The sequence below is a fragment of the Variovorax sp. J31P207 genome, assembly GCF_030316965.1.
In the GTDB taxonomy this organism is placed as follows: Bacteria; Pseudomonadota; Gammaproteobacteria; order Burkholderiales; family Burkholderiaceae_C; genus Variovorax; species Variovorax ginsengisoli_B.
The window spans coordinates 542,553-568,791 of sequence record NZ_JASZYN010000005.1 but is presented as its reverse complement, the minus strand read 5'-3'; the positions used below and the strand labels follow the sequence as shown (position 1 = coordinate 568,791).

Here is a 26,239-nt window from a genome sequence, read left to right as displayed (position 1 = left end):
GGTACGCGGGGTCCGCGCAAACTCGCTTCGCTCAAACACGCGCGGCCCTTTTTCCGCGCACCGCTGCGCTGCTCGGCGGTGCCTCAACGGCCGGCCCAGGGCATACCGCCCGCCACCGCTGACACGTCGGGGTGGCATCGGCGTTGGAGACGTCATTGCGCTTTGAACACCCCCAAGCCCGCACCGCTTGCCGGGCGCCCCCATCAAGACCAGGAAGCCTCAAGCAATCGCGGAAGGTCGCAAGCTCCCCCACCCGCAAGCCAGGTCATACGCATGCCCCAGCCGCAGCACCGCCATGTCCGCATGCACCGGCCCCGCGATCTGCAGCCCCATCGGCAGTCCCTCGCCATTGAAGCCCGCGCGCACATTGAGCGTTGGCAGGCCGGCCAGCGTGAAGGGCGTGACGATTTCCATCCAGCGGTGGTAGGTGTCGCTCTCCACGCCGCCGACCGACTTCGGCCAGGCCAGCGTCGCGTCGAAGGGGAAGACCTGCGCCGTCGGCGCCACCACGAAGTCGAAACGCTCGAAGGCCCGCAGGAACGCTCGGTAGACGTTGGAACGGTAGACCGATGCCTGGTACAGCGCCGCGGCGTCGAGCAGCTGGCTCTGCTCGATTTCCCAGCGCGCCTCGGGCTTGAGCTTGCCGCGCAGCGCCGGGTCGGCATGCGCGGCGCCCAGCTTGCCGCCGACCAGCAACTGGCGCAGCCGCAGCCAGGCGGTCCAGTTCTGCTCGCGCGGCACCTCGAGCTGGTGCGGCTCGACTTCGCAGCCAAGGTCGCGGAAGGTCTGCAGTGCGCTTTCGCAGAGCTCGCGCACGCCCGCCGCCAGCGGCAGCTCGGGCCAGATGCTGCCGAGCCAGCCGATGCGCAGGCCCCGGGTCTCGCCATCGAGCCGGAGCACATCGGGCGAGGGCAGGGTGCCTTCCAGCGACAGCGGCAGCCGGGGATCGAAGCCCGCCTGCACCGCCAGCAGGCGCGCCGCATCCTCGACGGTGCGCGCCATCGGTCCCTCGGTGCCGAGCTGCTGCAGGAACAGGTCGTCTTCGGGCGCACCCGGCACCCGGCCGCGCGAGGGCCTGAAACCGATCACGTTGTTGAAGGCGGCGGGGTTGCGCAGCGAGCCGCCCATGTCGCTGCCGTCGGCCACCGGCAGCATGCCGAGGGCCAGTGCCACCGCCGCCCCGCCGCTGCTGCCGCCGGCGCTCAGCGCCGGATCGTAGGCATTGAGCGTGGTGCCGAAGACCGTGTTGTAGGTGTGCGAGCCGAGCCCGAACTCGGGCGTGTTGGTCTTGCCGATGACGATCGCGCCGGCGCTGCGCATGCGGGCCACATGAAGGCTGTCGCTGCGTGCCGGCGTCCGCGGCGCGATCGGCGATCCCATCGAGGTCGGGAGACCGGCCGCATGGCTCAGGTCCTTGACCGCCAATGGAAAGCCGTGCATCCAGCCGAGCCGCTCGCCGCGCGCGAGCTGCGCGTCCCGCTCGCTGGCCTCGGCGAGCAGCTGCTGCGGGTCGCGCAGCGAGACGATGGCGTTGAAGCGCGGGTTGAGGGCCTCGATGCGCGCCAGCGTGGCGCCCATCAGCTCGCGGCAGGACAGCTCGCGCCGGGCGATCAGCTGCGACAGGCGGGTGGCATCGAGGGCAAGGAGGTCGGCAGCGTTCATGGCGGTCGCGGGATCGGTGGCGGTGCACCAGTATGTCGCAGCCTCGCATAATCGCCGGATGGAAACCAAGTGGCTCGAAGACTTCGTCAGCCTGGCCGAGACCCGCAGCTTCAGCCGTTCGGCCCAGCTGCGCCACGTGACGCAGCCGGCCTTCTCTCGCCGCATCCAGGCCCTGGAGGGCTGGGCCGGCACCGACCTGGTCGACCGCAGCTCCTACCCCACCCGCCTGACGCCGGCCGGCCAGACCCTCTACGGCCAGGCGATCGAGATGCTGCAGGCGCTCCAGAGCACGCGCGCCATGCTGCGCGGGCACTCGGCGGTGGCGCAGGACGTGATCGAGTTCGCGATCCCGCACACGCTCGCCTTCACCTTCTTCCCGGCCTGGATCACCAGCCTGCGCGAGCAGTTCGGGCCGATGAAGAGCCGGCTGATCGCGCTGAACGTCCACGACGCGGTGCTGCGCCTGGTCGAAGGCAGCTGCGACGTGCTGATCGCCTACCACCATCCCTCCCAGCCGCTGCCGCTCGATGCCAACCGCTACGAGATGGTGAGCCTGGGCGAGGAGGTGGTCGCGCCGTGGGTCAAGCCCGATGCCGACGGGGCGCCGCGCTACCGCCTGCCCGGGCGCCCCGGCCAGCCCTTGCCCTACCTCGGCTACGCCCCGGGCGCCTACCTCGGGCGGGTCGTCGATCAGCTGCTCAAGGCGTCCGGCACCGCGATCCATCTCGATCGGGTCTACGAGACCGACATGGCCGAGGGCCTCAAGGTGATGGCGCTCGAAGGCCACGGCATCGCCTTCCTGCCGGAGAGCGCGGTGCGCAAGGAGGTCCGCGCCCGCACCTTGGTCAGCGCCCTGCCGCCCGAGATCGATCGCCTCGACGCCACGATGGAAATCCGGGCCTATCGCGAGCGTCCCGGCACCACGGCCTCGAAGAGCGCCGGGCGCGTCGGCAAGGGGGCCGCCGATGCGCTGTGGGCGTACCTGGTGCAGGCCCAGGGTTCAGGCTGACGCCGTCGTTTTGTGCACCGCACAAACTATGACGCGCCGACATGCCGACCACCGCATTCGGCATTGGGCACCCGCGATAACTGTGACTAAAGTCCGCCTCACGTTTTTTCGGGCACAAAGGCTGCTTTGAAGTAGCTGTTCGCGAATCGGGGCGCCCTCGCGGGGTGCATTTCGCACCGGGTTGGTCCGGGTATGGCGCAGAATGCGGGCGTCTAGAATTTCGAGTCTTTCTCTCAGTCTCAGGAGTCAAGTATGAAGAAGCAGGTATTGGCGTTGGCCGTGATGGTGCTCGCCGCAGGAGGAGCCTTCGCCCAGGCCAACGACACGCTGGCCAAGATCAAGTCCACGGGTGCCGTGACGATGGGCGTGCGCGACTCGTCCGGCGCGCTGGCCTACACCATCGGCGACGGCAAGTACGTCGGCTTCCACACCGAGATGTCGGAACGCATCCTGGCCGACATCCAGAAGCAGCTCGGCCTGCCCAAGCTCGACATCAAGCGTCAGCTGGTGACCTCGCAGAACCGCGTGCCGCTGGTGCAGAACGGCACCGTCGACCTCGAATGCGGCTCGACCACCAACAACGCCACGCGCCAGAAGGACGTCGCCTTCGCCATCACGACCTACGTCGAGGAAGTGCGCATCGCGGTCAAGGCCAATTCGGGCATCAACTCGATCAAGGACCTCAACGGCAAGAACGTGGTCACGACCACCGGCACGACCTCGGTGCAGACCCTGCGCAAGAACGAGCGCGCCCAGGGCATCGACTTCAAGGAAGTCATGGGCAAGGATCACGCCGACAGCTTCCTGCTGCTCGAGTCGGGCCGCGCCGATGCGTTCGTGATGGACGGCCAGATCCTGGCCGGCAACATCGCCAAGTCGAAGGCCCCGGCCGACTTCAAGATCGTCGGCGACGCACTGTCGGTCGAGCCGATCGCCTGCATGCTGCGCAAGGACGACCCGGCCTTCCTGAAGGCGGTCGACGACAGCATCAAGCGCCAGATCGCCGATGGCTCGCTGGCCAAGCTGTACGACAAGTGGTTCATGCAGCCGATCCCGCCGACCAACACCAAGGTCGGCCTGCCGCTGTCGGAAGCCACCAAGGCTGCTTGGGCCAACCCCAACAACAAGCCGATGGAAGACTACGTCAAGAAGTAAGCACGCGGGCTGATGCGTGAACGAACGCCCGCCTTTTCCGGCGGGCGTTTGTTTTGTGAGAGCCCTCCAACAATCATCGAGGAGTTCAAATGGGAAAATGGGATTGGCAGGTCTTCCTGGAAGACCCGGGCGGCAAGATACCGACCTATTGGCAGTGGCTGGTGTCGGCCTGGGGCTGGACGGTGTCGGTGTCCTTGTGCTCGCTGGTCGTGGCGCTGGTGCTCGGCTCGCTGGTCGGCGTGATCCGCACGCTGCCCGACAGCCCCTGGCTGGTGCGCTTCGGCAATGCCTGGGTCGAGCTGTTCCGCAACGTTCCGCTGCTGGTCCAGATCTTCCTCTGGTACCACGTGGTGCCGAAGATTTTCCCGGTCATGTCCGGCCTGCCGCCCTTCATCCTGGTGGTCTTCGCGCTCGGCTTCTTCACCTCGGCCCGGATCGCCGAGCAGCTGCGCTCCGGCATCCAGGCCCTGCCCAAGGGCCAGCGCTACGCCGGCATGGCGGTAGGCTTCACGACGCCGCAGTACTACCGCTACGTCATCCTGCCGATGGCCTACCGCATCATCATCCCGCCGCTCACCAGCGAGTCGATGAATATCTTCAAGAATTCGTCGGTCGCGTTCGCGGTGTCGATTCCCGAAATGATCCAGTTCGCGATGCAGGCCGGCGAGGAGACCTCGCGCGTGACCGAGATGTACATGGCCGTGACCGTGCTCTACGTGATCTCGGCGATGGTCATCAACCGCATCATGGCCTGGGTCGAGAAGAGGGTCCGGGTGCCGGGCTTCGTCGTGGCCGGAACCGGCGGCGGAGGACACTGACATGAATCTCGACCTCACGTTCTTCAACTGGGCCGTCGTCAGCAGCTTCCTGCTCAAGGGCCTCTACTTCAGCGTGTTCCTGACGGTGGTCGCCACGCTCGGCGGCATCTTCTTCGGCACCTTGCTGGCCCTGATGCGGCTGTCGGGCAAGAAGTGGCTCGACATGCCGGCGGCGATCTACGTCAACGGCATGCGCAGCATCCCGCTGGTGATGGTGATCCTGTGGTTCTTCCTGCTGGTGCCCAACATCATCGGCCGGCCGATCGGGCCCGAGTACTCGGCCGTCATCACCTTCATCGCCTTCGAGGCCGCCTACTTCAGCGAGATCATGCGCGCCGGCATCCAGTCGATTCCGCGCGGGCAGGTGTTCGCGGGGCAGGCGATGGGCATGACCTACGGCCAGAACATGAAGCTGGTGATCCTGCCGCAGGCCTTCCGCAACATGCTGCCGGTGCTGCTGACCCAGACCATCATCCTGTTCCAGGACACCTCGCTGGTCTATGCCATCGGCGCCTACGACCTGTTCAAGGGCTTCGACACCGCGGGCAAGAACTTCGGCCGGCCCGAAGAGGCCTACCTGCTGGCCGCCGTCGTCTATTTCGTCCTGTGCTATTCGCTCTCGTGGCTCGTGAAGCGGCTGCACAAGAAGATCGCCATCATCCGCTGAAGGAGCAAAAAGATGTCCGACAAAATGATTGAAATCAAGAACGTTTCCAAGTGGTATGGCCCGGTGCAGGTGCTCAACGACTGCTCCGTGAACATCTCCAAGGGTGACGTGGTGGTGGTCTGCGGCCCCTCGGGCTCGGGCAAGTCCACGCTGATCAAGACCGTCAACGCGCTCGAGCCCTTCCAGAAGGGCGAGATCACGGTCAACGGCATTCCGCTGCACGACCCCAAGACCAACCTGCCAAAGCTGCGCTCCAAGGTCGGCATGGTGTTCCAGCACTTCGAGCTGTTCCCGCACTTGTCGGTGACCGAGAACCTCACGATCGCCCAGATCAAGGTGCTGGGCCGCAGCGCCGACGAAGCCAAGACGCGCGGCCTCAAGATGCTCGACCGCGTGGGCCTGATGGCGCACAAGGACAAGTTCCCGGGCCAGTTGTCGGGCGGCCAGCAGCAGCGCGTGGCGATCGCCCGGGCGCTCAGCATGGACCCGATCGTGATGCTGTTCGATGAGCCCACTTCCGCACTCGACCCCGAGATGGTCGGCGAGGTGCTCGACGTGATGGTGGCGCTGGCCAAGGAAGGCATGACCATGATGGTGGTCACGCACGAGATGGGCTTCGCGCGCAAGGTGGCGAGCCGCGTGATCTTCATCGACGTCGGCGGCCGCATCCTGGAAGATTGCTCGAAGGAGGAGTTCTTCACGCACCCCGAGAATCGTCAGCCGCGGACCAAGGACTTCCTGAACAAGATCCTGCAGCACTAGGGTGATCACGCCCCAGGCGCGGGCGGATCGGCCTCGAGCGGCCCGATCCGAAGCCAGGGGCCAGCGTGCGCGGTACGACGCGGCCTTGCGCTCGAACAGTTCGCGGTGCGGCGTCAGCGGGTTCATCGTCAGCATCCCGTCGTAGAGCAGCTTCAGCCCGTTCGGGGCGTAGAGCTCGGCGGGCCGGACGCCGACGCAGGTGGCCGGCACCAGGAAGCGGTCGATGCCATCCTTCGCACTGTGCAGCGGGGCGTAGGGCTGACCGAAATGCGATTCGTACCAAAGGTGGACGCGCGCCTGGTTCGACGCTTCGACGGTGACGCCGAGGTCTCCCAGCAGCGCGTCGACCCGCGCCTGCACGCCCTGCTCGCCCGCCGCCGTGGTGTCCGCTGCGTCGAAGTAGAACAGGTCGTAGTCCTTGATGGCCGTCTCCGGCGCACGGCCCGCCTGCAGGTTCCACACCGTCTGGAACAGGCAGCCGGCGACCAGCCATCCGTCCGGGAGGGCCAATGCGGGCCAGCGCTCGAGAATTGCGCCGTTGTGGCGGTTGCGGAGGACGTCGGCGAGGAATCGGTCTTGCATGGCTTGAAGAGCATAGGCGTGCCAGGCAGGCGAAAAGGATGAAAAAAGCCCCGCACCGCGGGGCTTCGTCCATCGCCGGGAAGCCAGCCTACTTCACCCGCGCCGCCACCGCCTTCTCCGCCTTGGCCACCAGATCGGTGCCGACGGTGTTCTTCCACTTGTCGTACACCGGCCGGGTGGCCTTGACGAAGGCCTCGCGCTCGTCGGGCGTCAGCTGGGTCACGGTCACGCCCATGCCGGCGATGTCCTTGAGCACCGGCTTGCCGGGCTCGACCAGGCCCTTGCGGGCAATGGCGATCTCCTGCTTGCCGGCGTCGAGCGCGGCCTGGCGCACGATGGCCTGGTCGGCCGGCGTCCACGAAGCCCAGACTTCCTTGTTGACCACGAACACCAGCGGATCGCACACATAGCCCCAGGTGGTCACGAACTTCTGGCCCACGGTGTGCATCTTCAGCACCGTGAACAGGAACAGCGGGTTTTCCTGCCCGTCGACCGCGCCGCTGGCGAGCGCGGGCTGGGCGTCGGCCCAGCTCATCTGGGTCGGGTTGGCGCCCAGGGCGCTGAACATGTCGGAATAGATCGGCGAGCCGACGACACGGACCTTCATGCCCTTCAGGTCTTCGGGCGTCTTGATCGGCTTCTTCGAGTTGGTCACTTCGCGAAAGCCGTTCTCGCCCCAGGCCAGCGGCACCACGCCGGCCTTGTCGAGCGTGGCGAAGATCTCCTTGCCGACCGGGCCCTGCGTCAGCGCGTCCACCGCCGCGTAGTCGGGCATCAGGAACGGCATCGAGAACAGGTTGAGCTGCTTGACCTGCGGCGACCAGTTGATGGTCGAGCCGACCGCCATGTCGATCACGCCCTGGCGCAGCGCGCTGAACTCGCGCGTCTGGTCGCCCTGGATCAGCGACACGCCCGGGTACAGCTTGATGTTGATGCGGCCCTGGGTGCGCTCCTTGACCAGGTCGGCCCAGATGCGGCCGGCTTCGCCCCATGGCGTCGGCGGACCCAGCACCAGCGACATCTTGTACTCGGCCTTGTAGGCCTGGGCGGTCGCGGCCACCGAGAAGCCGCCCAGCGTGGCAGCGACGGCCAGCAGGCCGAGCAGGGAACGACGGAATTTCATGGACAGTCTCCTTTGGGAATGAATCGGAAAGTCAGTAGCCGAGCTTGCGCGGCAGCCAGAGTGCCAGTTCGGGCCAGATGATCACGGCCACCATCACGAGGAACATCGCGAACAGCATCCAGCCGACCCAGCGCACGGTCTCTTCCATGCGCACGTTGGCGATGCGGCAGGAGACCATCAGGTTGACGGCCAGCGGCGGCGTGAACTGGCCCAGCGCGACCTTGAGCGTGAGGATGACGCCGAACCACACCGGGTCCCACTTGTAGTACTGAACGATCGGCCACAGCAGCGGCACGAAGATCAGGAAGATCGAGACGCCGTCGAGGAACATGCCGACCGTGATCAGCAGCAGGATCAGCAGCGACAGCACGCCGTACTCGCCGAGCCCCGAATTGACGATGGCGCGGGTGACCGGATCGATCACGCCGAGGGTCGACAACGAGTAGGCGAAGATGCCCGCCAGCGACACCACCAGCAGGATCACGGCCGACAGCTCGCCCGATTCGCGCAGGATCACGAACAGGTCGCGGACCTTGATCGTGCGGTGGATCGCCATGCCGACGAAGAGCCCGTAGAACACCGCCACCACCGCCGCCTCGGTCGGCGTGAAGAGGCCGGCGCGCATGCCGCCCAGGATCAGCACCGGCGCCGCCAGGCCCCAGGTGGCCTCGCGGAAGCTCCTCCAGAAGGGCGGGCGCGGCAGGCTGGATTCGAGTGCGCCCATCTTGTTCTTGCGGGCCAGCCACACGGCCGGGACGATCAGCGCCACGCCGGCCAGGATGCCGGGGATCATGCCGGCGGCAAAAAGCGCCGGCACGGAAGCACCGGGGACCAGCACCGAGTAGACGATGAAGGCGACCGAGGGCGGGATCAGGATGTCGGTGGCGGCGGCGGCGCCGACCACGCTGGCCGAGTAGGCGGCCGGATAGCCGGCGCGCGACATGGCGGTGATCATCACGGCGCCGACCGCGGCGGCATTGGCCGGACCGGAGCCCGAGATGCCGCCGAGGAACATCGCCACCACGATCGCCACCAGCGGCAGCATGCCGGGGCCGCGGCCGACGATCGCGATCGCGAAGTTGACCAGGCGCAGCGCCACGCCGGAGCGGTCGAAGATCGACCCGACCAGCACGAACATCGGGATCGCGAGCAGGGGGTACTTGCCGAGGCCGGCGTAGAAGTTCTGCGGCACGGCCAGGAGGCCGAACCATTGCGCATCGCCGTTGGCCAGCGCGATGCAGGCGGCACCGGCGAGGCCGAGCGCGGCGCCGATCGGCACGCCGACCAGCATCATCGCCACGAAGGCGACGAAGAGCAGCGTGGGGATCATCGCTGCGAATCCCCGTAGTTGGTCTTGCGGCCGCGGCGGATGAACAGGCCCAGTGCCCGCAGCGCGATGGCAAAGGAGACGATCGGCAGCCAGATCGAGTACCACCATTGCGGCACGCCGATGCCGGGCGAGGTCTCTTCGAAGCGGTAGTCGTCCCACACCACGCGCACGCTGAGCGCGCCGATCAGCAGGAACAGCAGCGCGACCGTGATCGCACCGAACTGCGCCAGGCGCTTGCGCCTCGCCATGCTGCCGCTCTCGGCGAAGTACTCGATGCGGATGTGGCGGTCGCGCGCCACCGCCGCGGAGCCCGCCACCAGCGCCAGCAGGATCATCAGGAAGACCGAGAACTCCTCGGTCCAGGCGAAGGACGAGTCGGTGAAGTAGCGCACCAGCACGTTGGCGAAGGTGATGCAGGCCAGCAGGCCCATGATGAGAACGGTGGCCCAGTCCTCGATCGCGAGCGGAACGCGGGTCGGCTCGTCGGCGGCTTCGATTTCAGGGGGGAGGGGGCTGGCGGCGTCCAGCACGGGGCCGGACTCGGTGGGAGAGGTCATCGGGGGAAGCAGGAAGGTGAGGCCACGTCGTGTCACCGGGCGGACGCCGGGACGCGGTCCGTACACCTCGACAGGGAAGCAGCCAGGGATCGTAACGATCCATGACCATTTCGATATCGGGGGTTTCCTTAGCTGCCGCCCCGGCTCAGAGCGCCTTGACCAGTTCCGGCACGGCCGTGAACAGGTCGGCCACCAGGCCGTAGTCGGCCACCGAGAAGATCGGGGCTTCTTCGTCCTTGTTGATCGCCACGATCACCTTGGAGTCCTTCATGCCCGCCAGATGCTGGATCGCGCCCGAGATGCCGCAGGCGATGTACAGCTGCGGGGCGACGATCTTGCCGGTCTGGCCGACCTGCCAGTCGTTCGGGGCGTAGCCCGCATCGACCGCTGCGCGGCTGGCGCCGAGACCCGCGTTGAGCTTGTCGGCCAGGGGCGCCATCACTTCCTGGAACTTCTCGGCGCTGCCCAGGGCACGGCCACCCGAGACGATGATCTTGGCGGCGGTCAGTTCGGGGCGTTCGCTCTTGGTGACCTCGCGGCCGACGAAGCTCGATTTGCCGCTGTCGGCGACGCCGTCGACGGTTTCGATCGCTGCGCTGCCGCCCGTGGCGGCTGCCGCATCGAAGCCCGTGGTGCGCACCGTGACGACCTTGATCGCATCGCTGCTCTGCACGATCGCAATCGCATTGCCCGCGTAGATCGGACGCTCGAAGGTGTCGGGGCTGTCGACCTTGGTGATGTCGCTGATCTGGGCGACATCCAGCAGGGCTGCCACGCGCGGCGCCACGTTCTTGCCGTTGGCGGTCGAGGGGAACAGGATGTGGCTGTAGTTCTTTGCGATCGAGAGGACCTGGGCGGCGACGTTCTCGGCCAGGTTCTCGGCCAGGGACGGGCTGTCGGCGACGATCACCTTGGCTACGCCTGCGACCTGAGAGGCGGCCTTGCCGGCTTCGGCGGCGTTGGCGCCGGCCACCAGCACGTGGACGTCGCCGCTGGCGCAGGCGAGGCCGGCGGTGACGGTGTTGAGGGTCGCCGGCTTGAGCGTGGCGTGGTCGTGTTCGGCAATAACAAGTACGGTCATGTCGTTGTTCCTCAGATCACCTTGGCTTCGTTCTTCAGCTTGTCGACGAGGGTCGCCACGTCGGGCACCTTGATGCCGGCACCCCGCTTCGGCGGCTCGCTGACCTTCAGGGTCTTCAGGCGCGGCTTCACGTCCACGCCAAGGTCTTCCGGCTTGAACGTGTCCAGTTGCTTCTTCTTCGCCTTCATGATGTTGGGCAGGGTCACATAGCGCGGCTCGTTCAGGCGCAGGTCGCTGGTGATGACGGCCGGGAGCGAGAGAGACAGGGTTTCGAGGCCGCCATCGACTTCGCGGGTGACGCTCACCTTGTCGCCGGCGACTTCAACCTTCGAGGCGAAGGTGGCTTGCGGCAGATCGGCCAAGGCCGCCAGCATCTGGCCGGTCTGGTTGTTGTCGTCGTCGATCGCCTGCTTGCCCAGGATGATCAGGCCGGGCTGCTCCTTGTCGACCAGCGCCTTGAGCAGCTTGGCCACCGCCAGCGGCTGCAGTTCTTCGGTGGTCTCGACCAGGATGCCGCGGTCGGCGCCGATGGCCATCGCGGTGCGCAGGGTCTCCTGGCACTTCGCGTCGCCGCACGAGACCGCGATGATCTCGGTGGCCGCGCCCTTTTCCTTCAGGCGCACCGCCTCTTCGACGGCGATCTCGTCGAAGGGGTTCATGCTCATCTTCACGTTGGCAATATCGACACCGGTGCCGTCGCTCTTCACGCGTACCTTGACGTTGTAGTCGACGACCCGCTTGACGGGAACAAGAATCTTCATGGTTGGCACTCCTTCAGTCTGGATGTGAGTTCACTCGAGCTTGGCGCCCGACTGCTTGATCAGGCGCTCCCAGATCGGGCGCTCCTTCTGGTACGCGGCCGCGAAGGCCTCGGGCGAGCTGTCCTTGATCTCGAAGCCCATCGCCGCGACCTTGGCCTGCACGTCGGGCTGCTGCGTCGCCTTGCGCACCTCGTCGGCCAGCCGCTGCACGATCGGCTTCGGCGTGTTGGCCGGCGCCGCGATCGCCAGCCAGCCGGTGACCCGATAGGCCTCGTCCTTCAGGCCCTGCTCGGCCAGCGTCGGCACGTTGGGCAGGGTGCTCATCCGGCGTTCGCCGGTGACGCCGATGGCCTTGAGCTTGCCGGCCTCGATGTGCGGCTTGGCCACCAGCGCGCTGGCGTAGGCCATCTGGATCTGGCCGCCGATCAGGTCCTGCAGCATCGGCGCCTCGCCCTTGTAGGCGACATGGTTCATGTCGGCCTTCTGCGTCAGGCTCATGTGGGCGCCGGCCAGGTGTGGATAGGCGCCCACGCCGTACGAGCCATAGGCCAGCTTGCCCTTGTTGGCGCTGGCGTATTGCAGCAGCTCGGGGCCGGTCTTGACCGGCACGCTCGGATGCACCACCAGCACCAGCGGCGCCATCGCGATCTGGTAGACCAGCGTCAGGTCGCGCTGCGTGTCGTAGGGCAGCTTCTCGTACAGGAACTGGTTGGTCAGCAGCGAATTGCTCAGCGACAGCACGATGGTGTAGCCGTCCGGCGCCGCCTTGGCGACCGCGTCGGTGCCGATGATGCCGGCGGCGCCGGGCTTGTTGTCGATGATCACGGGCTGGCCCAGGCCGGCCGCCAGCTTCTCGCCGATCACCCTTGCCAGCACGTCGGTGGCGCCGCCGGCGGCGAAGGGCACGACCATCTTGATCGGCTTGCTGGGCCAGGCTGGCTGCGCCTGGGCCGGCGAGAGGCCGCACAGCGCGGCGGCCGAGGCAGCAGCACAGAGCCAGGCTCGGCGGCTCGTGGTGGGGTGGGTCATGGGTGTCTCCGGGTTCATGTACTTGTCAGGGATCGGTCGCTATTGCAGGATGACCTGCGTCTTGAACGGCAGCCGGCCCAGGGCCTGCTGCAGCTGCTGGCGCAACGGCTCGGCCTGCGCGCCCGCAGCCGCGCCGTCGATCCGCACCTTGAGCGCGTTGTCGCCATCGGCCTCGACCAGCGGCCGCGCCGCGGCGTCCAGGCCCAGTTCGGTGCAGGCCTCGCCGACCATCGCCTCGGCCACCCGGCGCGCGGCCATCGCGCGCAGCTCGGGCTTGTAGATCTTGCCGACGTTGGTCATCGGCATGCTCTCGATCACGATCACCGAACGCGGCTTGGCCGGCGCCTCGTCGACCCGCGCGGCGGCGAACTCGAGCAGTTCGGCCTCGCTGGCCGAAGCGCCGGGGATCAGGGTCGCGAACACCACCGGCAGCTCGCCGGCGTAGGCATCGGGCGCGCCGACCGCGGCGCACAGCTGCACCGCGGGGTGGGCGCCGAGCGCGTCCTCGATCACCTTCGGATCGATGTTGTGGCCGCTGCGGATGATCAGGTCCTTGGAGCGGCCACTGAGGTTCAGCCGGCCATCGCCGTCGAGCCAGCCGAGGTCGCCGGTGGCCAGCCAGCCGTCGGCAGTGAAGGCCTTGGCGTTGTCGGCCGGGTCGACGAAGCCCGAGAACAGGTTCGGCGACTTGAACAGCACCATGCCCTGCTCGCCCGCCGGCAGGTCGCGGTCGCTGGCGTTGCCGTCGGCGTCCAGCGCCACGACGCGCAGCTGCGAATACGGCAGCCGGAAGCCGACGCAGCCGGCCGGCCCGACGACGCCGGGCGGCGTGATGGTCGAGATGCCCGCCATCTCGGTCATGCCGAGGCTCTCGTGCACGTGCAGGCCGAACAGCCGCTCGAAGCGGGCCGCGAGCTCGGGCGCCAGCACCGCGGCACCGGTGCGGCAGTAGTTGATCGACGAGATGTCGGCGCCGTCCAGCGGCACGTTCGCCAGCGCCGCCAGCACGGTCGGCACGGCCGACAGCGAGGTCGGCCGGTACTTCTCGACCAGCCGCCAGTAGTTGGCCAGCACCTGCTTGTTGCGCAGCAGCGCGGTGGTCGGGATGATGACTTCGACGCCCGCCGACAGCGAAGCCAGGGATGCCGGCAACACGCCGGCGACGTGGAACAGCGGGTAGCCATTGATCGACGCGTCGTTCGGGCCCTGGCCGGTCATGTTGACGCTGGCCCAGGCCGTGAACACCTGCGCGCCATGGCTGTGGCGCGCGAGCTTGGGCGCACCGGTCGTGCCGCCGGTATGGAAGTAGGCGGCGATGTCGCCCGGCGCGATGTCGCGGCCGCTGGCCAGCCGGTCGTCGGGCTCGGCGGCGCGCAAGGCGCCGAAATCGGCCACGCCATCGGGCAGGTCGCCGGCACTGCCGGGGGCCTCGTCGTGCGGCGCCACCCGCAGCAACGTGGTCAGCGTGGGCACCTGGCCGCGCAGGCGCATCGCCTTCGACCACATGCCGGACTCGGCGTCCGAGCCGTAGGCGATCAGCACCTTGGCCCGGCCCGCGGTCATCAGCGCCACCAGCTTCTCGTCGGTCAGCAGGGGATTGAGCGGCTGCACGATGCCGGCCGCCTCGCCGCCCCACAGCGCGAGGTGGTAGTCGAGGCAGCCCGGCAGCAGCACCGCCACCGCGTCGTCGGGGCCGACGCCGAGCCGGTGCAGCAGGTTCGCGGTCTGGTGGATGCCGGCCAGCAGCTGCGCATAGGACCAGCGGATCGGCGCATCGGCCGGGTCGCCGGTGCGCAGGAAGGTCAGCGCGGTCTTGTCGCCGAAGGCGGCGCCGGAATTGCGGAAGATCTCGTAGGTGCTGCGCACCGTGAGCGCTTCGGCCAGCGGCGCGGCCTCGAGCTTTCGGATGTCGTCGAGGCTGCGAATCGGAAACGATGCGCGAAAGGGCGCTGCGCTCATGGTCCTGTCTCCTGCAAATGTCGTTGCCCGATCATGCGCCGGGCGGGCCGCGGCGCAAACCGCCGGCTATTGGTTCTTGATGTTGTTGTCGCGGGTCACCTTGCCCCAGCGCTCGTAGTCCTGGCGCATGCGGGCCGTCATCTGCTCGGGCGTCTGGAAGGCCGCGAAGGTGCCCACGCCTTCGAGCTTGGCTTGCACTTCCTTGTCGGCCAGCGCCTTCTTGAGTTCCGTGTTCAGGCGCGCGACCACGTCCTTGGGCGTGCCGGCCGGCGCCAGCATGCCGCCCCACGAGGTGGCATCGAAACCGGGGAAGCCCTGTTCGGCGACCGTCTTCACGTCGGGCAGCAGGCTCAGGCGCTTGGACGAGCCGACCGCGATCGCGCGCAGGGTGCCCGAGCGGATGTGAGGCAGCACCGCGATCAGGTCCGAGAACATCATCGGCACCTGGCCGCCGATCAGGTCGGTCACGGCCGGCGCGCTGCCGCGGTAGGGCACGTGCTGCATGTCGAAGTGGCCGACGTTCTTCAGGCTCTCGGTCGTCAGGTGGCCGAAGCTGCCGGCGCCGGCGGTGGTGTAGTTGAACTTGCCGCCGTCGGCACGGGCCTTGGCGATCAGCTGCTGCAGGCCGGTGACCTCGGGCAGCGCCTTGGGGTTCACGACCATCACGATCGGCAGGTCGTAGGTGGTGCCGACCGGCGTGAAGTTCTTGAAGATGTCGTAGCTGGTCGGGCCGTAGAGATGGCCGGCCAGAAGGGTCGGCGTGGCCAGCATCACGAGCGTGTAGCCGTCGGGTGCCGCCTTGGCCGCGATGGCCGCGCCGATGGTGCCCGAGGCGCCGCCCCGGTTGTCGATCAGCACCGGCTGCTGGAGGCCCTGCGCCATCTTCTGGCCGATGATGCGGGTCGCGACGTCGGTCGGGCCGCCGGCCGGGAAGGGCACGATGATCGTGATCGGCTTGGTCGGAAAAGCCTGGGCGAAGGCGCCGCCTGCGAGGAGCGGCAGTGCGAGGGCGAGCATGGCGCGGCGCGCCGGATTGCGAACGGAAGCGGGAAGGCGAAAGGACATCGGGTACGGTTCAGTGGCGTCAGAGGACGCCGTTGGATTTCAGTTGGGAGAGCTTCTCGTCGGACAGGCCAAGCAGCGACTGCAGCACCTCGTGCGTGCCTTCGCCGAGCTGCGGCGGCGCGTTGCGCACCGGCAGCCGCTCGCCGTCGAAGCGGTAAGGCGGGGCCAGCACGTTGACCGTGCCGGCCACCGGGTGCGGCTGCGTGGTCACCAGGCCGGCATCGGTGGCGCGCTTCGATTGCAGCGCCTCGAGCAGCCCGAGCACTTCGCCGCACGGGATGCCCGAGCGCGCCAGCTGCGCGAGCAGCGCGCCGCGCTTGCGGCGGCCGAGCTCGCGGTTGATCTCGGGCATCAGCGCCGCGCGGTTGGCCGAACGCAGGATGTTGGTCTTGAAGCGCTCGTCGGCCGCGAGGTCGGGCCGCTCGATCACGTCGGTGCAGAAGCGCGCGAACTGGCTGTTGTTGCCGACCGTGATCACCAGCGGGCCGTCTTCGGCGTCGAACACGCCGTAGGGGACGATCGACGGATGTGCATTGCCGAAGCGCGGCGGGTCTTCGCCCATCAGCAGCGCCTCGAGGCCGTAGTAGGCGGTGATCATCAGGCCGCAGTCGAACAGCGCCATCTCGATGTGGCGGCCACGGCCGGTCTTCTGGCGTTCGAACAGGGCCGCGAGAATGGCTTGCGCCGAGTACATGCCGGTGAACAGGTCGACCGCGGCAACGCCGAACTTGAGCGGCGGCTGGTCGGCTTCGCCATTGATCGCCATCAGACCGGCCTCGCCCTGCACCACCAGGTCGTAGCCGGGCCGCGCGGCCTCGGGACCAGTGCGGTCGTAGCCGGAGATCGAGCAATAGACCAGCGCGGGATTGATCTCGCGCAGCGCCTCGTAGCCCAGGCCGAGCTTGTCGATGCCGCCGAACTTGAAGTTCTGGATCAGCACGTCGCTCTTCTTGACCAGCTCGCGCACGATCTCCTGGCCTTCGGCGGTCTGCAGGTCGAGGGCGACCGAGCGCTTGTTGCGGTTGACGCTGTTGAAGTAGGCGGTCTCGGTCTTGCCCACGCGCAGGCCCCAGTCGCGGGTGTCGTCGCCGCGCACCGGATGCTCCACCTTGATCACCTCGGCGCCGAAGTCGGCCAGCACCATGCCGCACCAGGGGCCGGCCAGGATGCGCGAGAGGTCGAGGACGCGGACGCCCGCGAGCGGCAGGGCGCCGTTCATCAGTGCAGCTCCCTGCCGAGCGCGATGTAGCGCTGCAGGTGGTGGTCCTCATCGCCGAGCTGGTGGTCGATCATGACCAGCCGCTTGGCGTAGTGGGCCAGAGGCAGCTCCCAAGTCATGCCGATGCCGCCGTGCAGCTGGATGCTTTCTTCGGCCACCAGCGCGCCGATGCGGCCGATGCTGAACTTGGCCGCCGACACGGCGCGCTCGCGCGTCAGGCGATCGGCATCGATCGCAGCCGCGGCGTTGATGACGGCCGAGCGGGCCTGCTCGATCTCGAGCAGCAGGTCGGCCATGCGGTGCTGCAGTGCCTGGAAGCTGCCGATCAGCAGGCCGAACTGCTTGCGGGTGCGCAGGTAGTCGAGCGTGGCCGCCTTGGCTGCTTCCATGGCGCCGAGCGATTCGGCGCAAAGGGCGAGCACGCCGCGGGCGACGGCGCGCTCCAGCGTGGCGTGGCCCTCGCCTTCGGTGCCGAGCAGGGCATCGGCGCCGAGCGCGAGCTTGTCGAAGCGAAGTTCGGCCACGCGGCCGCCGTCGATCGCGGGGCAGTCGCACAGCGTCAGGCCGGCCGTCTTCGCCGGCACCAGGAACAGCGAGATGCCGGCTTCATCGTCGACCGCACCCGCGGTGCGCGCCGACACCACGAACAGGTTCGCCTGCCCGCCCTGCTGCACCACCACCTTGGCGCCATCGAGCACCCAGCCGTCGCCGCTGCGCGCGGCCCGGGTCTGTACGCGTGCGAGTTCGTAGTGGCTGCCGTCTTCGTCGTGGGCCAGCGCCGCGATCGTGGTGCCGCCGATGATCTCGGCCAGCAGGCCCTTCTGCGCCGCGTTGCCCGCGGCGGAGATCGCCTCGCCGGCCATCACGGCGCCCAGCAGCGGCTCGACCACCAGGCCGCGGCCCAGCGCCTCGAAGACCACGGCGATGTCGAAGCCGCCGCCGCCATAACCGCCGTCGGCCTCGCCGAACAGCGCGCCGATCACGCCGAGTTCGGCGAACTGGCGCCAGATATCGGCGCTGAAGCCTTCGGGCGACTTGGCGATGCGGTCGCGGGTCTCGAAGGCGTACTGTTCCGCGATGAAGCGGTTCAGGCTGTCGGCGAGCATGCGCCGGTCTTCGCTGTGTTCGAAATTCATGGCGTTGCCTTCAGAGCCCCAGGATCATCTTGGAGATGATGTTCTTCTGGATTTCGTTGGAGCCGCCGAAGATCGACAGCTTGCGGTTGTTGAAATAGCGCGCCGCCGCGGCGGCGGAATACTCGGGGCCGAACGGATGGCCGTCGAAGCCGTCCTCGAGCGCTTCGGCCACGAAGGGCCGCGCCTGGGCGCCCATCGCGCGCCGCGCCAGCGACGAGATCTCCTGCCGGATCTCGGTGCCGCGGATCTTCAGCATCGAGCTCTCGGCGCCCGGCACGCCGCCGCCGGCCACCGCCGCGATCACGCGCAGGTTGGTGGTCTTCATGTTTTCGAGGTCGATCTCGACCTTGGCCATGCGGGCGGCGAAGGCGGGATCTTCGGCCAGCGGGCGGCCGTTCTTCGTCTGCCTCGCGGCGATCGCCTTGAGTTGCGCCAGCGCGGCCACCGAGAAGCCGACGCCCGCGATGTTGGTGCGCTCGTAGGTCAGCAGGTACTTGGCGCAGGTCCAGCCCTTGTCTTCCTCGCCGACCAGGTTCTCGGCCGGCACCCGCACGTCGGAGAAGAACACCTCGTTGACCTCGTGCTCGCCGTCGAGCGTGATGATCGGCCGCACCTCGACGCCAGGGGACTTCATGTCGATCAGCAGGAAGCTGATGCCTTCCTGCTTCTTGGCTTCGCGGTTGGTGCGCACCAGGCAGAAGATCATGTCGGCGTGCTGGCCGAGCGTGGTCCAGGTCTTCTGGCCGTTGACGATGTAGTGGTCGCCCTGGGCGTCGATGCCGCGCACCGCCTGGGTCTTGACCGAGGCCAGGTCGGAGCCCGCGCCGGGTTCGGAGTAGCCCTGGCACCACCAGTCGCTGCCGTCGAGGATGCGCGGCAGCCAATGGCGCTTCTGCGCCTCGTTGCCGTACTTGATCAGCACCGGGCCGAGCATGTTGACGCCGAAGGGCACGATGCGCGGCGCATGGGCGAGGGCGCATTCGTTCTCGAAGATGAACTTCTCGACCGCGCTCCAGCCCGGGCCGCCGTACTGTTCGGGCCAGTGGTTGGCGAGCCAGCCGCGGGCGTTGAGGATGGCATGCCATTCCTGCATGTCGGCCTTGGACAGATGCTTGCCGGCGGCGACCTTGTCGGAGAGGCGGGCCGGCAGCTTGTCGGCGAGGAAGGCGCGCACTTCGCTGCGGAAGGCTTCTTCTTCGGGGGTGAAATTCAGGTCCATGACAGGATCTCAGTAGATTTCAAACAAGCCTGCAGCGCCCATGCCGCCGGCAATGCACATCGTCACCACCGCGTACTTCGCGCCGCGCCGCTTGCCCTCGATCAGCACGTGGCCCGCGAGCCGTGCGCCGGTCATGCCGAAGGGGTGGCCGATCGAGATCGCGCCGCCGTCGACATTGAGCCGCTCCGACGGAATACCGAGCTTCTCCTGGCAGTAGATCGATTGCGAAGCGAATGCTTCATTGAGCTCCCACAGGTCGATGTCGTCGACCTTGAGGCCATGGCGAGCGAGCAGCTTGGGCACCGCGAACACCGGGCCGATGCCCATTTCGTCGGGCTCGCAGCCGGCCACCGCGAGGCCGCGGAAGGCGCCCAGCGGCTTGAGGTTGGCGCGCTCGGCGTCCTTTGCTTCCATCAGCACGCAGGCCGAGGCGCCGTCCGACAGCTGCGAGGCATTGCCCGCGGTGACGAACTTGTCATCGCCCATCACGGGCTTCAGCTTGGCAAGCGCTTCGTAGGTGGTGCCCCGGCGGTTGCAGTTGTCCTCGGTGGCGGTCACTTCGCGATGCGTGACCGCCTTGGTCTCCTTGTCGGTCACGGCCATCGTGGTGGTGCAGGCCACGATCTCTTCCTTGTAGCGGCCGGCGAGCTGCGCCTCTTCGGTCTTGCGCTGGCTCTCGGCCGAGAAGCGGTCCTGCGCCTCGCGGCCGATGTTGTAGCGCTGGGCCACGATGTCGGCGGTCTCGATCATCGCCATGTAGAGCGCCGGCTTGTGCTCCTGGATCCAGGGGTCGATGCCGCTGTCGCCGGCATCGGTGGCGCTGCGGGTGCGGATCTGCGAGATGCTCTCGACGCCGCCGGCGATCATCGCCGGTGCGCCGTCGACCACGATGCGGCCGGCGGCCATCGCGATCGCCTGCAGGCCCGAGGCGCAGAAGCGGTTCACCGTGGTGCCGGCGATCGAGATCGGCAGGCCGGCGCGGATGATGCTCTGGCGCGCGATGTTGCGGCCGGTCGTGCCTTCGGGGTAGCCGCAGCCGAGGATCGCGTCCTCGATCAGTGCCGGGTCCAGGCCCGAGCGCTCGACCGCGGCCTTGACCGCGAAGGCGGCGAGCGTGGCGCCGGAGGTGATGTTGAATTCGCCGCGGTGCGCCTTGGTGAGCGGGGTGCGGGCGGTGGAAACGATGACGGCTTCGCGCATGGTGATCTCCTTGGTTTTGTGGGTCTGTCCCGCAGGGTCTCAGTCTTTGTTGAGGCTGGCGAAATCGGCGCCGCGCTCCACCAGCTCGACCAGCAGCGGCGAGGGCTTCCAGAACACCGGGTCCTGCTTGGCGAATTCCCGGATGTCGGCCAGCACTTTCGGCAGGCCCACCATGTCGGCGTACTTCATCGGGCCGCCGCGGAAGCGCGGGAAGCCATAGCCGTACAGGAAGGTCACATCGACGTCGAGCGGCCGCAGCGCGATGCGCTGGTGCACGACATTGGCGCCCTCGTTGATCATGGCCGCCATGTAGCGGCGCATGATCTCGTCCTCGCTGAAGCTGCGCGGCGTGATGCCGGCGCGCTGGCGCTCGGCATCGATGATGGCGAGCACTTCGGGGTCGGGCTGGCCGGTGCGCGCGCCTTCGGGGTAGAGGTAGTAGCCGCGCTGGGTCTTCTGGCCGAACCAGCCGCGTTCGCAGATGCGGTCGGCCACCTGCACGTAGCGCGCCTGGGGGTCGCGCGTGGCGGCCTTGCGCTTGCGCGTGGCCCAGCCGATGTCGCCGCCGGCCAGGTCCGAGACCTGGAACGGGCCCATCGGGTAGCCGAAGTTGCGCACCGCCGCGTCGATCTCGTAGGGCGAGGCACCGTCTTCCATCATGTGGTCGGCCGCCTGGCGGTACACGGCCAGGATGCGGTTGCCGATGAAGCCGTCGCAGACGCCGGCACGCACCGGCACCTTCTTGAGTTTCTTCGCCAGCTCGAAGCCGGTCGCGACCACGTCGGCACTGACCTTGGCCGGCACCACGATCTCGAGCAGCTTCATGATGTTGGCCGGCGAGAAGAAGTGCAGGCCGACGACGTCGCCGGGGCGCGAGATGCTGGCCGCGATCTCGTCGATGTCGAGGTAGGAGGTGTTGGTGGCCAGCACCGCACCGGGCTTGCAGACGCGGTCGAGTTCGGCGAACACCGCCTTCTTGACTGCCATGTCCTCGAACACCGCCTCGACCACGATGTCGGCCTGGGCCAGCGCATCGTAGGAGGTCGAGCCCGAGAAGCGCGCCATCACGGCGTCCTTGGCCTCGGGCGTCATGCGGCCCTTCTTGACCAGGCCGTCGTAGACCTTCTCGACATTGGCGCGGCCGCGCGCGAGCTGCACATCGTCGCGCTCGATCATCGTCACCGGCATGCCGGCGTCGAGCATCGCCACCGCGATGCCGGCGCCCATGGTGCCGCCGCCGATGATGCCGGCCGATGCGAGGGCGCGCGGTTTGGCGGCCTTGGTCTCGGGCGCCTTGAGCACTTCGCGCTCGGCGAAGAAGGCGTGGATCAGGCCGGCCCGCTGCGGGCTGTCGATGCACTGCAGGAACAGCTTGCGCTCGAGCGCCATGCCTTCGTCGAAGGGCTTGGTGAGCGCGGCTTCGACGGCTTCGATGATCTTCATCGGCGAGAACAGGCCGCGGCTCTTCTTCGCGGTGTCGGCGCGCGCGGCTTCGAGCGCGGCGCGGCTGGCTTCGGCATCGGCCAGCGCCTGGGCGTCGCGCGTGCGGCGCACCGGCGCCTTGGCGGCGATCAGTTCACGCGCATAGGCCAGGCCTTCGGGCAGGGCCTCGCTGCCTTCGCCGAGGCGGTCGACCAGGCCCAGCGCGAGGGCTTCCTTGGCGCCGGCGTGGCGGCCGCTCAAGATCAGATCGAGCGCGGCCTTGGCGCCGATCAGGCGCGGTGCGCGCTGCGTGCCGCCCGAGCCCGGCAGCAGGCCCAGCGCGACTTCCGGCAGGCCCAGCTTGGCCGAGGGCACGGCCAGGCGATAGTGGGCGGACAGCGCGATCTCGAGCCCGCCGCCCAGGGCCGCGCCCTGGATCGCGGCCACCACCGGCTTGCTGCAGTTCTCGATCGCGGCGCAGACCTCGGGCAGCGACGGCGGCTGCGGGGCCTGGCCGAACTCGCGGATGTCGGCGCCGGCGATGAAATTGCGTCCGGCACCGACGATCAGCACGGCCTTGGCCTCGCTGTCGGCCTCGGCCGCGGCGATCGCGGCGGCCAGGCCGCGCCGAACGTCGACGCCCAGGGCGTTGACCGGCGGGTTGTCGATGGTCACGACCAGCACGTCGGCTTGGCGCGTGAAGCTCACGGGGGAGGCGGAAGTTGCGGGGGACTGGGCCATGGTGTGTCTCCGATTGCTTGACGGGGCGATGGGTCCGGGATGAACCCCGCATTCTTGACCCGGCTCCGGCCTTTGACAATTGCATTGACCATTGACAGACTGTCAAAGGATTTTTGACACAATCGGGCGCCATGGACCTGCAATCGTTGACCCTGCTGGTCGAGATCCTCGATGCCGGCAACCTGAGTGCGGCGGCGCGCCGGCTCAAGATGAGCCGCGCCAACGTCAGCTACCACCTGAACCAGCTCGAGCGCTCGGTCGGCGCCCAGCTGGTGCGCCGCACCACGCGGCGGGCCGAGCCGACCGAGATCGGCCTGCGCCTGTACCAGCATGGCCTGGCGATCCAGGGCGAGCTGCTGGCGGCCCGGGAATCGGTGACCACGCTGGGACAAAGCCTCCAGGGCCGGGTGCGCCTGAGCGTGCCGAGCGGCTACGGCCAGCTCGTGATGTCGGGCTGGCTGATCGATTTCAAGCGGATGTACCCGGGCATCGTGCTCGACGTGCTGTTCGAGAACCGCATCGAGGACCTACTGCGCGACGAGGTCGACATCGCGATCCGCGTGATACCCGAGCCGCCGCAGAACCTGGTGGCGCGCGAGCTCGGGCCGGTGCGCTACGTGGCCTGCGCCTCGCGCGGCTACGCCGAGGCGAACGGGCTGCCGACCCAGCTCGACCAGTTGCACGGGGCGCCGGTCGTGACCTCGGCCGTCGTCGGGCGCCAGCTGCGGGTGTCGGCCTACCAGGGCGAGGAGCGGCGCGAGGTGATCCTCGAGCCGACGCTGATCTCGGAGAACTTCCTGTTTCTGCGGCAGGCGATCCTGGCCGGGCTGGGCATCGGGCTGGTGCCCGACTACGTGGTGCTGGACGACGTCCGGCGCGGCGAGGTCCTGACCACGCTCGACGACTGGCGGCTCAGCATCTTCGGCACCGGGATGTACATGCTCTACATGCCGAACCGGCAGCACACGCGGGCGATCCGGACTTTCATCGATTTCATCCTGGAGCGGGTGCGGGGGGCGACGGGCCCGATGGGACAATCGGCCCCATGACCACCCCCGCCGACACCCTCACGATCACCCGCCCCGACGACTGGCACCTGCATGTGCGCGACGGCGCCGCGCTCGAAGCCGTGCTGCCGCATTCGGCCCGCCAGTTCGGCCGCGCGCTGATCATGCCCAACCTGCGCCCGCCCGTGACCACCGCGCAGCAGGCGCTCGACTACCGCGCCCGGATCCTCGAGGCGCTGCCCGCCGGCGCCGCCTTCCAGCCCGTGATGTCGCTCTACCTGACCGACAAGCTGCCGCCCGACGAGATCGAACGCGCCGCCGCGGCCGGCGTCCGCGCCCTGAAGCTCTACCCCGCGGGCGCCACCACCAACAGCGACGCCGGCGTGACCGATATCAAGAAGACCTACGCCACCCTCGAGGCGATGCAGAAGCACGGCCTGCTGCTGCTGGTGCACGGCGAGGTGACCGACCCGGCGGTCGACCTGTTCGACCGCGAGGCGGTCTTCATCGACCGCGTGCTGATCCCGCTCAGGCGTGATTTCCCCGAACTCAAGGTGGTGTTCGAGCACCTGACCACGAAGGAGGGCGCCCACTACGTGCGCGATGCGAATCGCTTCACCGCCGCCACCATCACGGCGCACCACCTGCTCTACAACCGCAACGCGATCTTCACCGGCGGCATCAGGCCGCACTACTACTGCCTGCCGGTGCTCAAGCGCGAGACCCATCGCGTGGCGCTGGTCGAGGCGGCCACCAGCGGCAGCGGCCGCTTCTTCCTCGGCACCGACAGCGCGCCGCACCCGGCCGCGCTCAAGGAGCATGCGCTCGGCTGCGCCGGCTGCTACACCGCGCTGACCGCGATCGAGCTCTACGCCGAGGCCTTCGACAACGCCGGCGCGCTCGACAAGCTCGAAGGCTTCGCGAGCTTCCACGGCCCCGACTTCTACGGCCTGCCGCGCAACACCGACCGCGTGACCTTGCGGCGCGAAAGCTGGACCGTGCCCGAGACCGTGCCCTACGGCGACGCGACGCTGAAGCCCTTGCGCGGCGGCGAGACCGTTGCCTGGAGGCTGGTGTGAACGGCGCCCCTCGCGTGATGCTGCTGGTCGATGCCGACAACGTGTCGGCCGACGTGATCGAGCAGGCGGTCGAACGCACCCTGGCCGAGCACGGCGCGGTGCATGCGCGGCGTGCCTACTGCAATGCAGAGACCGCACTCAAGCAGCAGTCGCTGTTCAAGCGGCTGTCGATCCGGCCGATGGTCAACCTGTCGGCCGGCAAGAACAGCACCGACATCGCGCTGGCGGTCGACGCCATCGACCTGGTGATCGCCGAGCGGCCGGATGTCGTGGTGCTGGTGTCGTCCGACTCCGATTTCGCGCCGCTGGTGATCCGGCTGCGCGAAAAAGGCTGTCGCGTCTGCGGCATCGGCCAGCAGGGCAAGACCGGCGAGGAGACCGTGGCGATCTACGACAGCTTCGTCGACCTGCAGCACCATTCGTCTTCGAGCAAGCCCGTCGTGGCCAGGCCCGCCGCCCGGCAGGCCGCCGCCAAGGCCGAGCCCGCACCCAAGCCCGCCGCCAAGCGCGCCGCCCGGGCGCCGCGCCGCACCAAGGCCGAAGCGCCCGCACCGGCGCCGCGCGCGCCGGTGCTGCCCGACGACGTGCTGCACATCCTCGATGCGGTGGCCGAGCTCGGCATGGGCAACAAGGTCGAGCTCAATGTCGCGGCCGAGCGGCTGCGCGCCGCCAAGCTGCTCGGCAAGAGTGCGAGTTCGCCCAAGTTGTTCAAGAAATACCCCGAACTGTTCCTGCTGACGCCCGAGAAGACGCCCAACAAGGTGCAGTACATCGGCCCGATGCCGGGCTGAGGCGACGGCGATGGCTGCCGGCCTGGCCGTCGACGCCGCAGCGCCCTGGCTGGCGCCCTTCGCGCCCCGTGTGCAACGGGTGGCCGCAAGAACTGCATCCGGCCTCGGCGTGGCCGAGGCGCTGGCAAGCGAGCCGTCGCCCATCGACCTGGCCGCCGGGCCGCTGCGCTTCGTCGCGGGCGACAGCGCGGGCGCCGAAGCCTACGAGGCTTTCATCTTCCGTACCGCGGGCGTGCCGACGCGCGACAACCTGCACGATCTCTTCAACGGCCTGGCGTGGCTGCGCTTTCCGCGCGCCAAGCGGCGCCTGAATGAACTGCAGGCGGCGGAGATCGCACGCGCCGGCATCGGTGCCACGCGCGGGCCGCTGCGCGATGCGCTGACCCTCTTCGACGAGAACGGCGCGGTGCTCGAAGCCCCGCCAGCCCTGTGGGAGGCGCTGCTCGCGCGCGACTGGCAACGGCTCTTCGTCACGCGGCGGGACCTGTGGCGCCACGCCCGGCTGCAGGTGTTCGGCCACGCGCTGCTCGAGAAGCTCGCCGCCCCGCGCAAGGCGGCCACCGCCCATGTGCTGATGGCGCCGGGCGCCAGCCCGTCGCTCGGCCCGGACGACACCCGGATCGCGGCGGCGCTCGATCCCGCCTGGCTCGCCACCAAGCCGTTCGTGCCGCTGCCGGTGCTGGGCGTGCCGGGCTGGTGGGCGCCCAACGAGGCGCCGGCCTTCTACGACGACCCCTTCGTCTTCAGGAGCCCGCGGTCGCGGCGCGAGATTTCCTTCTGAATCCAGTTGGTATTCGGTGCTTTGTCAGCCCCGCGGGACTTAATCTTGCTTCCCACGGTTCCTCCTATGATGGCGCCCGAACCC

Annotated in this window: 23 protein-coding genes and 1 pseudogene; 9 read left to right on the top strand and 15 right to left on the bottom strand. The window is 68.3% G+C overall.

The annotated features are described in order from the left end of the window. Positions 1-219 precede the first annotated feature (219 nt). Positions 220-1,662: an amidase gene (locus QTI68_RS20520; RefSeq protein ID WP_286523951.1), complete on the bottom strand. Its 1,443-nt coding sequence runs from the start codon at positions 1,660-1,662 to the stop codon at positions 220-222. A gap of 58 nt (positions 1,663-1,720) precedes the next feature. On the opposite strand from QTI68_RS20520, the gene QTI68_RS20515 reads away from it, so the two are divergent. From QTI68_RS20515 to QTI68_RS20495, 5 genes are all read left to right on the top strand, one after another. Beyond that, the gene (locus QTI68_RS20515; RefSeq protein ID WP_286523949.1) at positions 1,721-2,671 is read left to right on the top strand and encodes a LysR substrate-binding domain-containing protein; all 951 of its coding nucleotides are present in this window, start codon (positions 1,721-1,723) and stop codon (positions 2,669-2,671) included. Positions 2,672-2,923: 252 nt separating this feature from the next. After that, positions 2,924-3,826, top strand: coding sequence for a transporter substrate-binding domain-containing protein (locus QTI68_RS20510; protein WP_286523948.1), 903 nt, complete (start codon positions 2,924-2,926; stop codon positions 3,824-3,826). An 89-nt stretch (positions 3,827-3,915) separates the two neighbouring features. After that, complete coding sequence (locus QTI68_RS20505; protein WP_286523947.1) at positions 3,916-4,644, top strand: amino acid ABC transporter permease; 729 nt, start codon at positions 3,916-3,918, stop codon at positions 4,642-4,644. A gap of 1 nt (position 4,645) precedes the next feature. Then, positions 4,646-5,311, top strand: a complete 666-nt coding sequence (locus QTI68_RS20500) for an amino acid ABC transporter permease (protein WP_286523946.1) — start codon at positions 4,646-4,648, stop codon at positions 5,309-5,311. 24 nt (positions 5,312-5,335) lie between these two features. Continuing rightward, positions 5,336-6,073 (top strand): amino acid ABC transporter ATP-binding protein, encoded by a 738-nt coding sequence (locus tag QTI68_RS20495; protein WP_286523973.1) that lies wholly within the window; start codon positions 5,336-5,338, stop codon positions 6,071-6,073. A 117-nt stretch (positions 6,074-6,190) separates the two neighbouring features. Here the strand turns inward: QTI68_RS20495 and QTI68_RS20490 are convergent. The 14 genes and pseudogenes from QTI68_RS20490 to QTI68_RS20425 all read right to left on the bottom strand — a co-directional run. Then, positions 6,191-6,655: pseudogene (locus QTI68_RS20490) on the bottom strand (nucleotidyltransferase family protein); the annotation flags it as partial. Positions 6,656-6,743: 88 nt separating this feature from the next. Further along, on the bottom strand, positions 6,744-7,778 hold the full coding sequence (locus QTI68_RS20485; RefSeq protein WP_286523931.1) for a DctP family TRAP transporter solute-binding subunit: 1,035 nt from the start codon (positions 7,776-7,778) through the stop codon (positions 6,744-6,746). A gap of 31 nt (positions 7,779-7,809) precedes the next feature. Next, complete coding sequence (locus QTI68_RS20480; protein WP_286523930.1) at positions 7,810-9,108, bottom strand: TRAP transporter large permease; 1,299 nt, start codon at positions 9,106-9,108, stop codon at positions 7,810-7,812. Continuing rightward, positions 9,105-9,665: a TRAP transporter small permease gene (locus tag QTI68_RS20475; RefSeq protein WP_286523929.1), complete on the bottom strand. Its 561-nt coding sequence runs from the start codon at positions 9,663-9,665 to the stop codon at positions 9,105-9,107. The genes QTI68_RS20480 and QTI68_RS20475 overlap by 4 nt, the downstream gene beginning before the upstream one ends. A 145-nt stretch (positions 9,666-9,810) precedes the next feature. Then, entirely contained in the window at positions 9,811-10,746 is a 936-nt protein-coding gene (locus tag QTI68_RS20470) for an electron transfer flavoprotein subunit alpha/FixB family protein (RefSeq protein ID WP_286523928.1), read from the bottom strand. 11 nt (positions 10,747-10,757) lie between these two features. After that, positions 10,758-11,507, bottom strand: coding sequence for an electron transfer flavoprotein subunit beta/FixA family protein (locus tag QTI68_RS20465; protein ID WP_286523927.1), 750 nt, complete (start codon positions 11,505-11,507; stop codon positions 10,758-10,760). 30 nt (positions 11,508-11,537) lie between these two features. Further along, a complete protein-coding gene (locus QTI68_RS20460; protein ID WP_286523926.1) occupies positions 11,538-12,536 on the bottom strand; it encodes a Bug family tripartite tricarboxylate transporter substrate binding protein in 999 nt (332 codons plus the stop codon). A 39-nt stretch (positions 12,537-12,575) separates the two neighbouring features. Further along, positions 12,576-14,495: an acyl-CoA synthetase gene (locus QTI68_RS20455; RefSeq protein WP_286523925.1), complete on the bottom strand. Its 1,920-nt coding sequence runs from the start codon at positions 14,493-14,495 to the stop codon at positions 12,576-12,578. A gap of 66 nt (positions 14,496-14,561) precedes the next feature. Then, complete coding sequence (locus QTI68_RS20450; RefSeq protein WP_503011717.1) at positions 14,562-15,560, bottom strand: Bug family tripartite tricarboxylate transporter substrate binding protein; 999 nt, start codon at positions 15,558-15,560, stop codon at positions 14,562-14,564. Between the two features lie 19 nt (positions 15,561-15,579). Then, on the bottom strand, positions 15,580-16,779 hold the full coding sequence (locus QTI68_RS20445; protein ID WP_286523921.1) for a CaiB/BaiF CoA transferase family protein: 1,200 nt from the start codon (positions 16,777-16,779) through the stop codon (positions 15,580-15,582). Then, positions 16,779-17,915: an acyl-CoA dehydrogenase family protein gene (locus QTI68_RS20440; protein WP_286523919.1), complete on the bottom strand. Its 1,137-nt coding sequence runs from the start codon at positions 17,913-17,915 to the stop codon at positions 16,779-16,781. Before QTI68_RS20440 ends, QTI68_RS20445 begins: the two co-directional genes overlap by 1 nt. A 10-nt stretch (positions 17,916-17,925) precedes the next feature. Continuing rightward, on the bottom strand, positions 17,926-19,134 hold the full coding sequence (locus tag QTI68_RS20435; protein ID WP_286523917.1) for an acyl-CoA dehydrogenase family protein: 1,209 nt from the start codon (positions 19,132-19,134) through the stop codon (positions 17,926-17,928). A gap of 9 nt (positions 19,135-19,143) precedes the next feature. Further along, positions 19,144-20,334, bottom strand: coding sequence for an acetyl-CoA C-acyltransferase (locus QTI68_RS20430; RefSeq protein WP_286368819.1), 1,191 nt, complete (start codon positions 20,332-20,334; stop codon positions 19,144-19,146). Positions 20,335-20,373: 39 nt separating this feature from the next. Continuing rightward, entirely contained in the window at positions 20,374-22,497 is a 2,124-nt protein-coding gene (locus QTI68_RS20425) for a 3-hydroxyacyl-CoA dehydrogenase NAD-binding domain-containing protein (protein ID WP_286523916.1), read from the bottom strand. A gap of 131 nt (positions 22,498-22,628) precedes the next feature. Between QTI68_RS20425 and QTI68_RS20420 the strand changes: the two genes are divergently transcribed. From QTI68_RS20420 to QTI68_RS20405, 4 genes are read left to right on the top strand one after another with little or no spacing between them, the layout of a single operon-like run. Further along, positions 22,629-23,546 (top strand): LysR family transcriptional regulator, encoded by a 918-nt coding sequence (locus tag QTI68_RS20420; protein WP_286523915.1) that lies wholly within the window; start codon positions 22,629-22,631, stop codon positions 23,544-23,546. After that, a complete protein-coding gene (gene pyrC, locus QTI68_RS20415) occupies positions 23,543-24,583 on the top strand; it encodes a dihydroorotase (RefSeq protein ID WP_286523913.1) in 1,041 nt (346 codons plus the stop codon). Before QTI68_RS20420 ends, pyrC begins: the two co-directional genes overlap by 4 nt. Next, the gene (locus QTI68_RS20410; protein ID WP_286523911.1) at positions 24,580-25,374 is read left to right on the top strand and encodes an NYN domain-containing protein; all 795 of its coding nucleotides are present in this window, start codon (positions 24,580-24,582) and stop codon (positions 25,372-25,374) included. The genes pyrC and QTI68_RS20410 overlap by 4 nt, the downstream gene beginning before the upstream one ends. 10 nt (positions 25,375-25,384) lie before the next feature. Further along, positions 25,385-26,155 (top strand): DUF3025 domain-containing protein, encoded by a 771-nt coding sequence (locus QTI68_RS20405; RefSeq protein ID WP_286523910.1) that lies wholly within the window; start codon positions 25,385-25,387, stop codon positions 26,153-26,155. Positions 26,156-26,239 lie beyond the last annotated feature (84 nt).

Coding starts and splice junctions, on each gene's coding strand:
- QTI68_RS20520 (WP_286523951.1), bottom strand. CDS start 1,662: ATGAACGCTGCCGACCTCCTTGCCCTCGATGCCACCCGCCTGTCGCAG.
- QTI68_RS20515 (WP_286523949.1), top strand. CDS start 1,721: ATGGAAACCAAGTGGCTCGAAGACTTCGTCAGCCTGGCCGAGACCCGC.
- QTI68_RS20510 (WP_286523948.1), top strand. CDS start 2,924: ATGAAGAAGCAGGTATTGGCGTTGGCCGTGATGGTGCTCGCCGCAGGA.
- QTI68_RS20505 (WP_286523947.1), top strand. CDS start 3,916: ATGGGAAAATGGGATTGGCAGGTCTTCCTGGAAGACCCGGGCGGCAAG.
- QTI68_RS20500 (WP_286523946.1), top strand. CDS start 4,646: ATGAATCTCGACCTCACGTTCTTCAACTGGGCCGTCGTCAGCAGCTTC.
- QTI68_RS20495 (WP_286523973.1), top strand. CDS start 5,336: ATGATTGAAATCAAGAACGTTTCCAAGTGGTATGGCCCGGTGCAGGTG.
- QTI68_RS20485 (WP_286523931.1), bottom strand. CDS start 7,778: ATGAAATTCCGTCGTTCCCTGCTCGGCCTGCTGGCCGTCGCTGCCACG.
- QTI68_RS20480 (WP_286523930.1), bottom strand. CDS start 9,108: ATGATCCCCACGCTGCTCTTCGTCGCCTTCGTGGCGATGATGCTGGTC.
- QTI68_RS20475 (WP_286523929.1), bottom strand. CDS start 9,665: ATGACCTCTCCCACCGAGTCCGGCCCCGTGCTGGACGCCGCCAGCCCC.
- QTI68_RS20470 (WP_286523928.1), bottom strand. CDS start 10,746: ATGACCGTACTTGTTATTGCCGAACACGACCACGCCACGCTCAAGCCG.
- QTI68_RS20465 (WP_286523927.1), bottom strand. CDS start 11,507: ATGAAGATTCTTGTTCCCGTCAAGCGGGTCGTCGACTACAACGTCAAG.
- QTI68_RS20460 (WP_286523926.1), bottom strand. CDS start 12,536: ATGACCCACCCCACCACGAGCCGCCGAGCCTGGCTCTGTGCTGCTGCC.
- QTI68_RS20455 (WP_286523925.1), bottom strand. CDS start 14,495: ATGAGCGCAGCGCCCTTTCGCGCATCGTTTCCGATTCGCAGCCTCGAC.
- QTI68_RS20450 (WP_503011717.1), bottom strand. CDS start 15,560: ATGTCCTTTCGCCTTCCCGCTTCCGTTCGCAATCCGGCGCGCCGCGCC.
- QTI68_RS20445 (WP_286523921.1), bottom strand. CDS start 16,779: ATGAACGGCGCCCTGCCGCTCGCGGGCGTCCGCGTCCTCGACCTCTCG.
- QTI68_RS20440 (WP_286523919.1), bottom strand. CDS start 17,915: ATGAATTTCGAACACAGCGAAGACCGGCGCATGCTCGCCGACAGCCTG.
- QTI68_RS20435 (WP_286523917.1), bottom strand. CDS start 19,134: ATGGACCTGAATTTCACCCCCGAAGAAGAAGCCTTCCGCAGCGAAGTG.
- QTI68_RS20430 (WP_286368819.1), bottom strand. CDS start 20,334: ATGCGCGAAGCCGTCATCGTTTCCACCGCCCGCACCCCGCTCACCAAG.
- QTI68_RS20425 (WP_286523916.1), bottom strand. CDS start 22,497: ATGGCCCAGTCCCCCGCAACTTCCGCCTCCCCCGTGAGCTTCACGCGC.
- QTI68_RS20420 (WP_286523915.1), top strand. CDS start 22,629: ATGGACCTGCAATCGTTGACCCTGCTGGTCGAGATCCTCGATGCCGGC.
- pyrC (WP_286523913.1), top strand. CDS start 23,543: ATGACCACCCCCGCCGACACCCTCACGATCACCCGCCCCGACGACTGG.
- QTI68_RS20405 (WP_286523910.1), top strand. CDS start 25,385: ATGGCTGCCGGCCTGGCCGTCGACGCCGCAGCGCCCTGGCTGGCGCCC.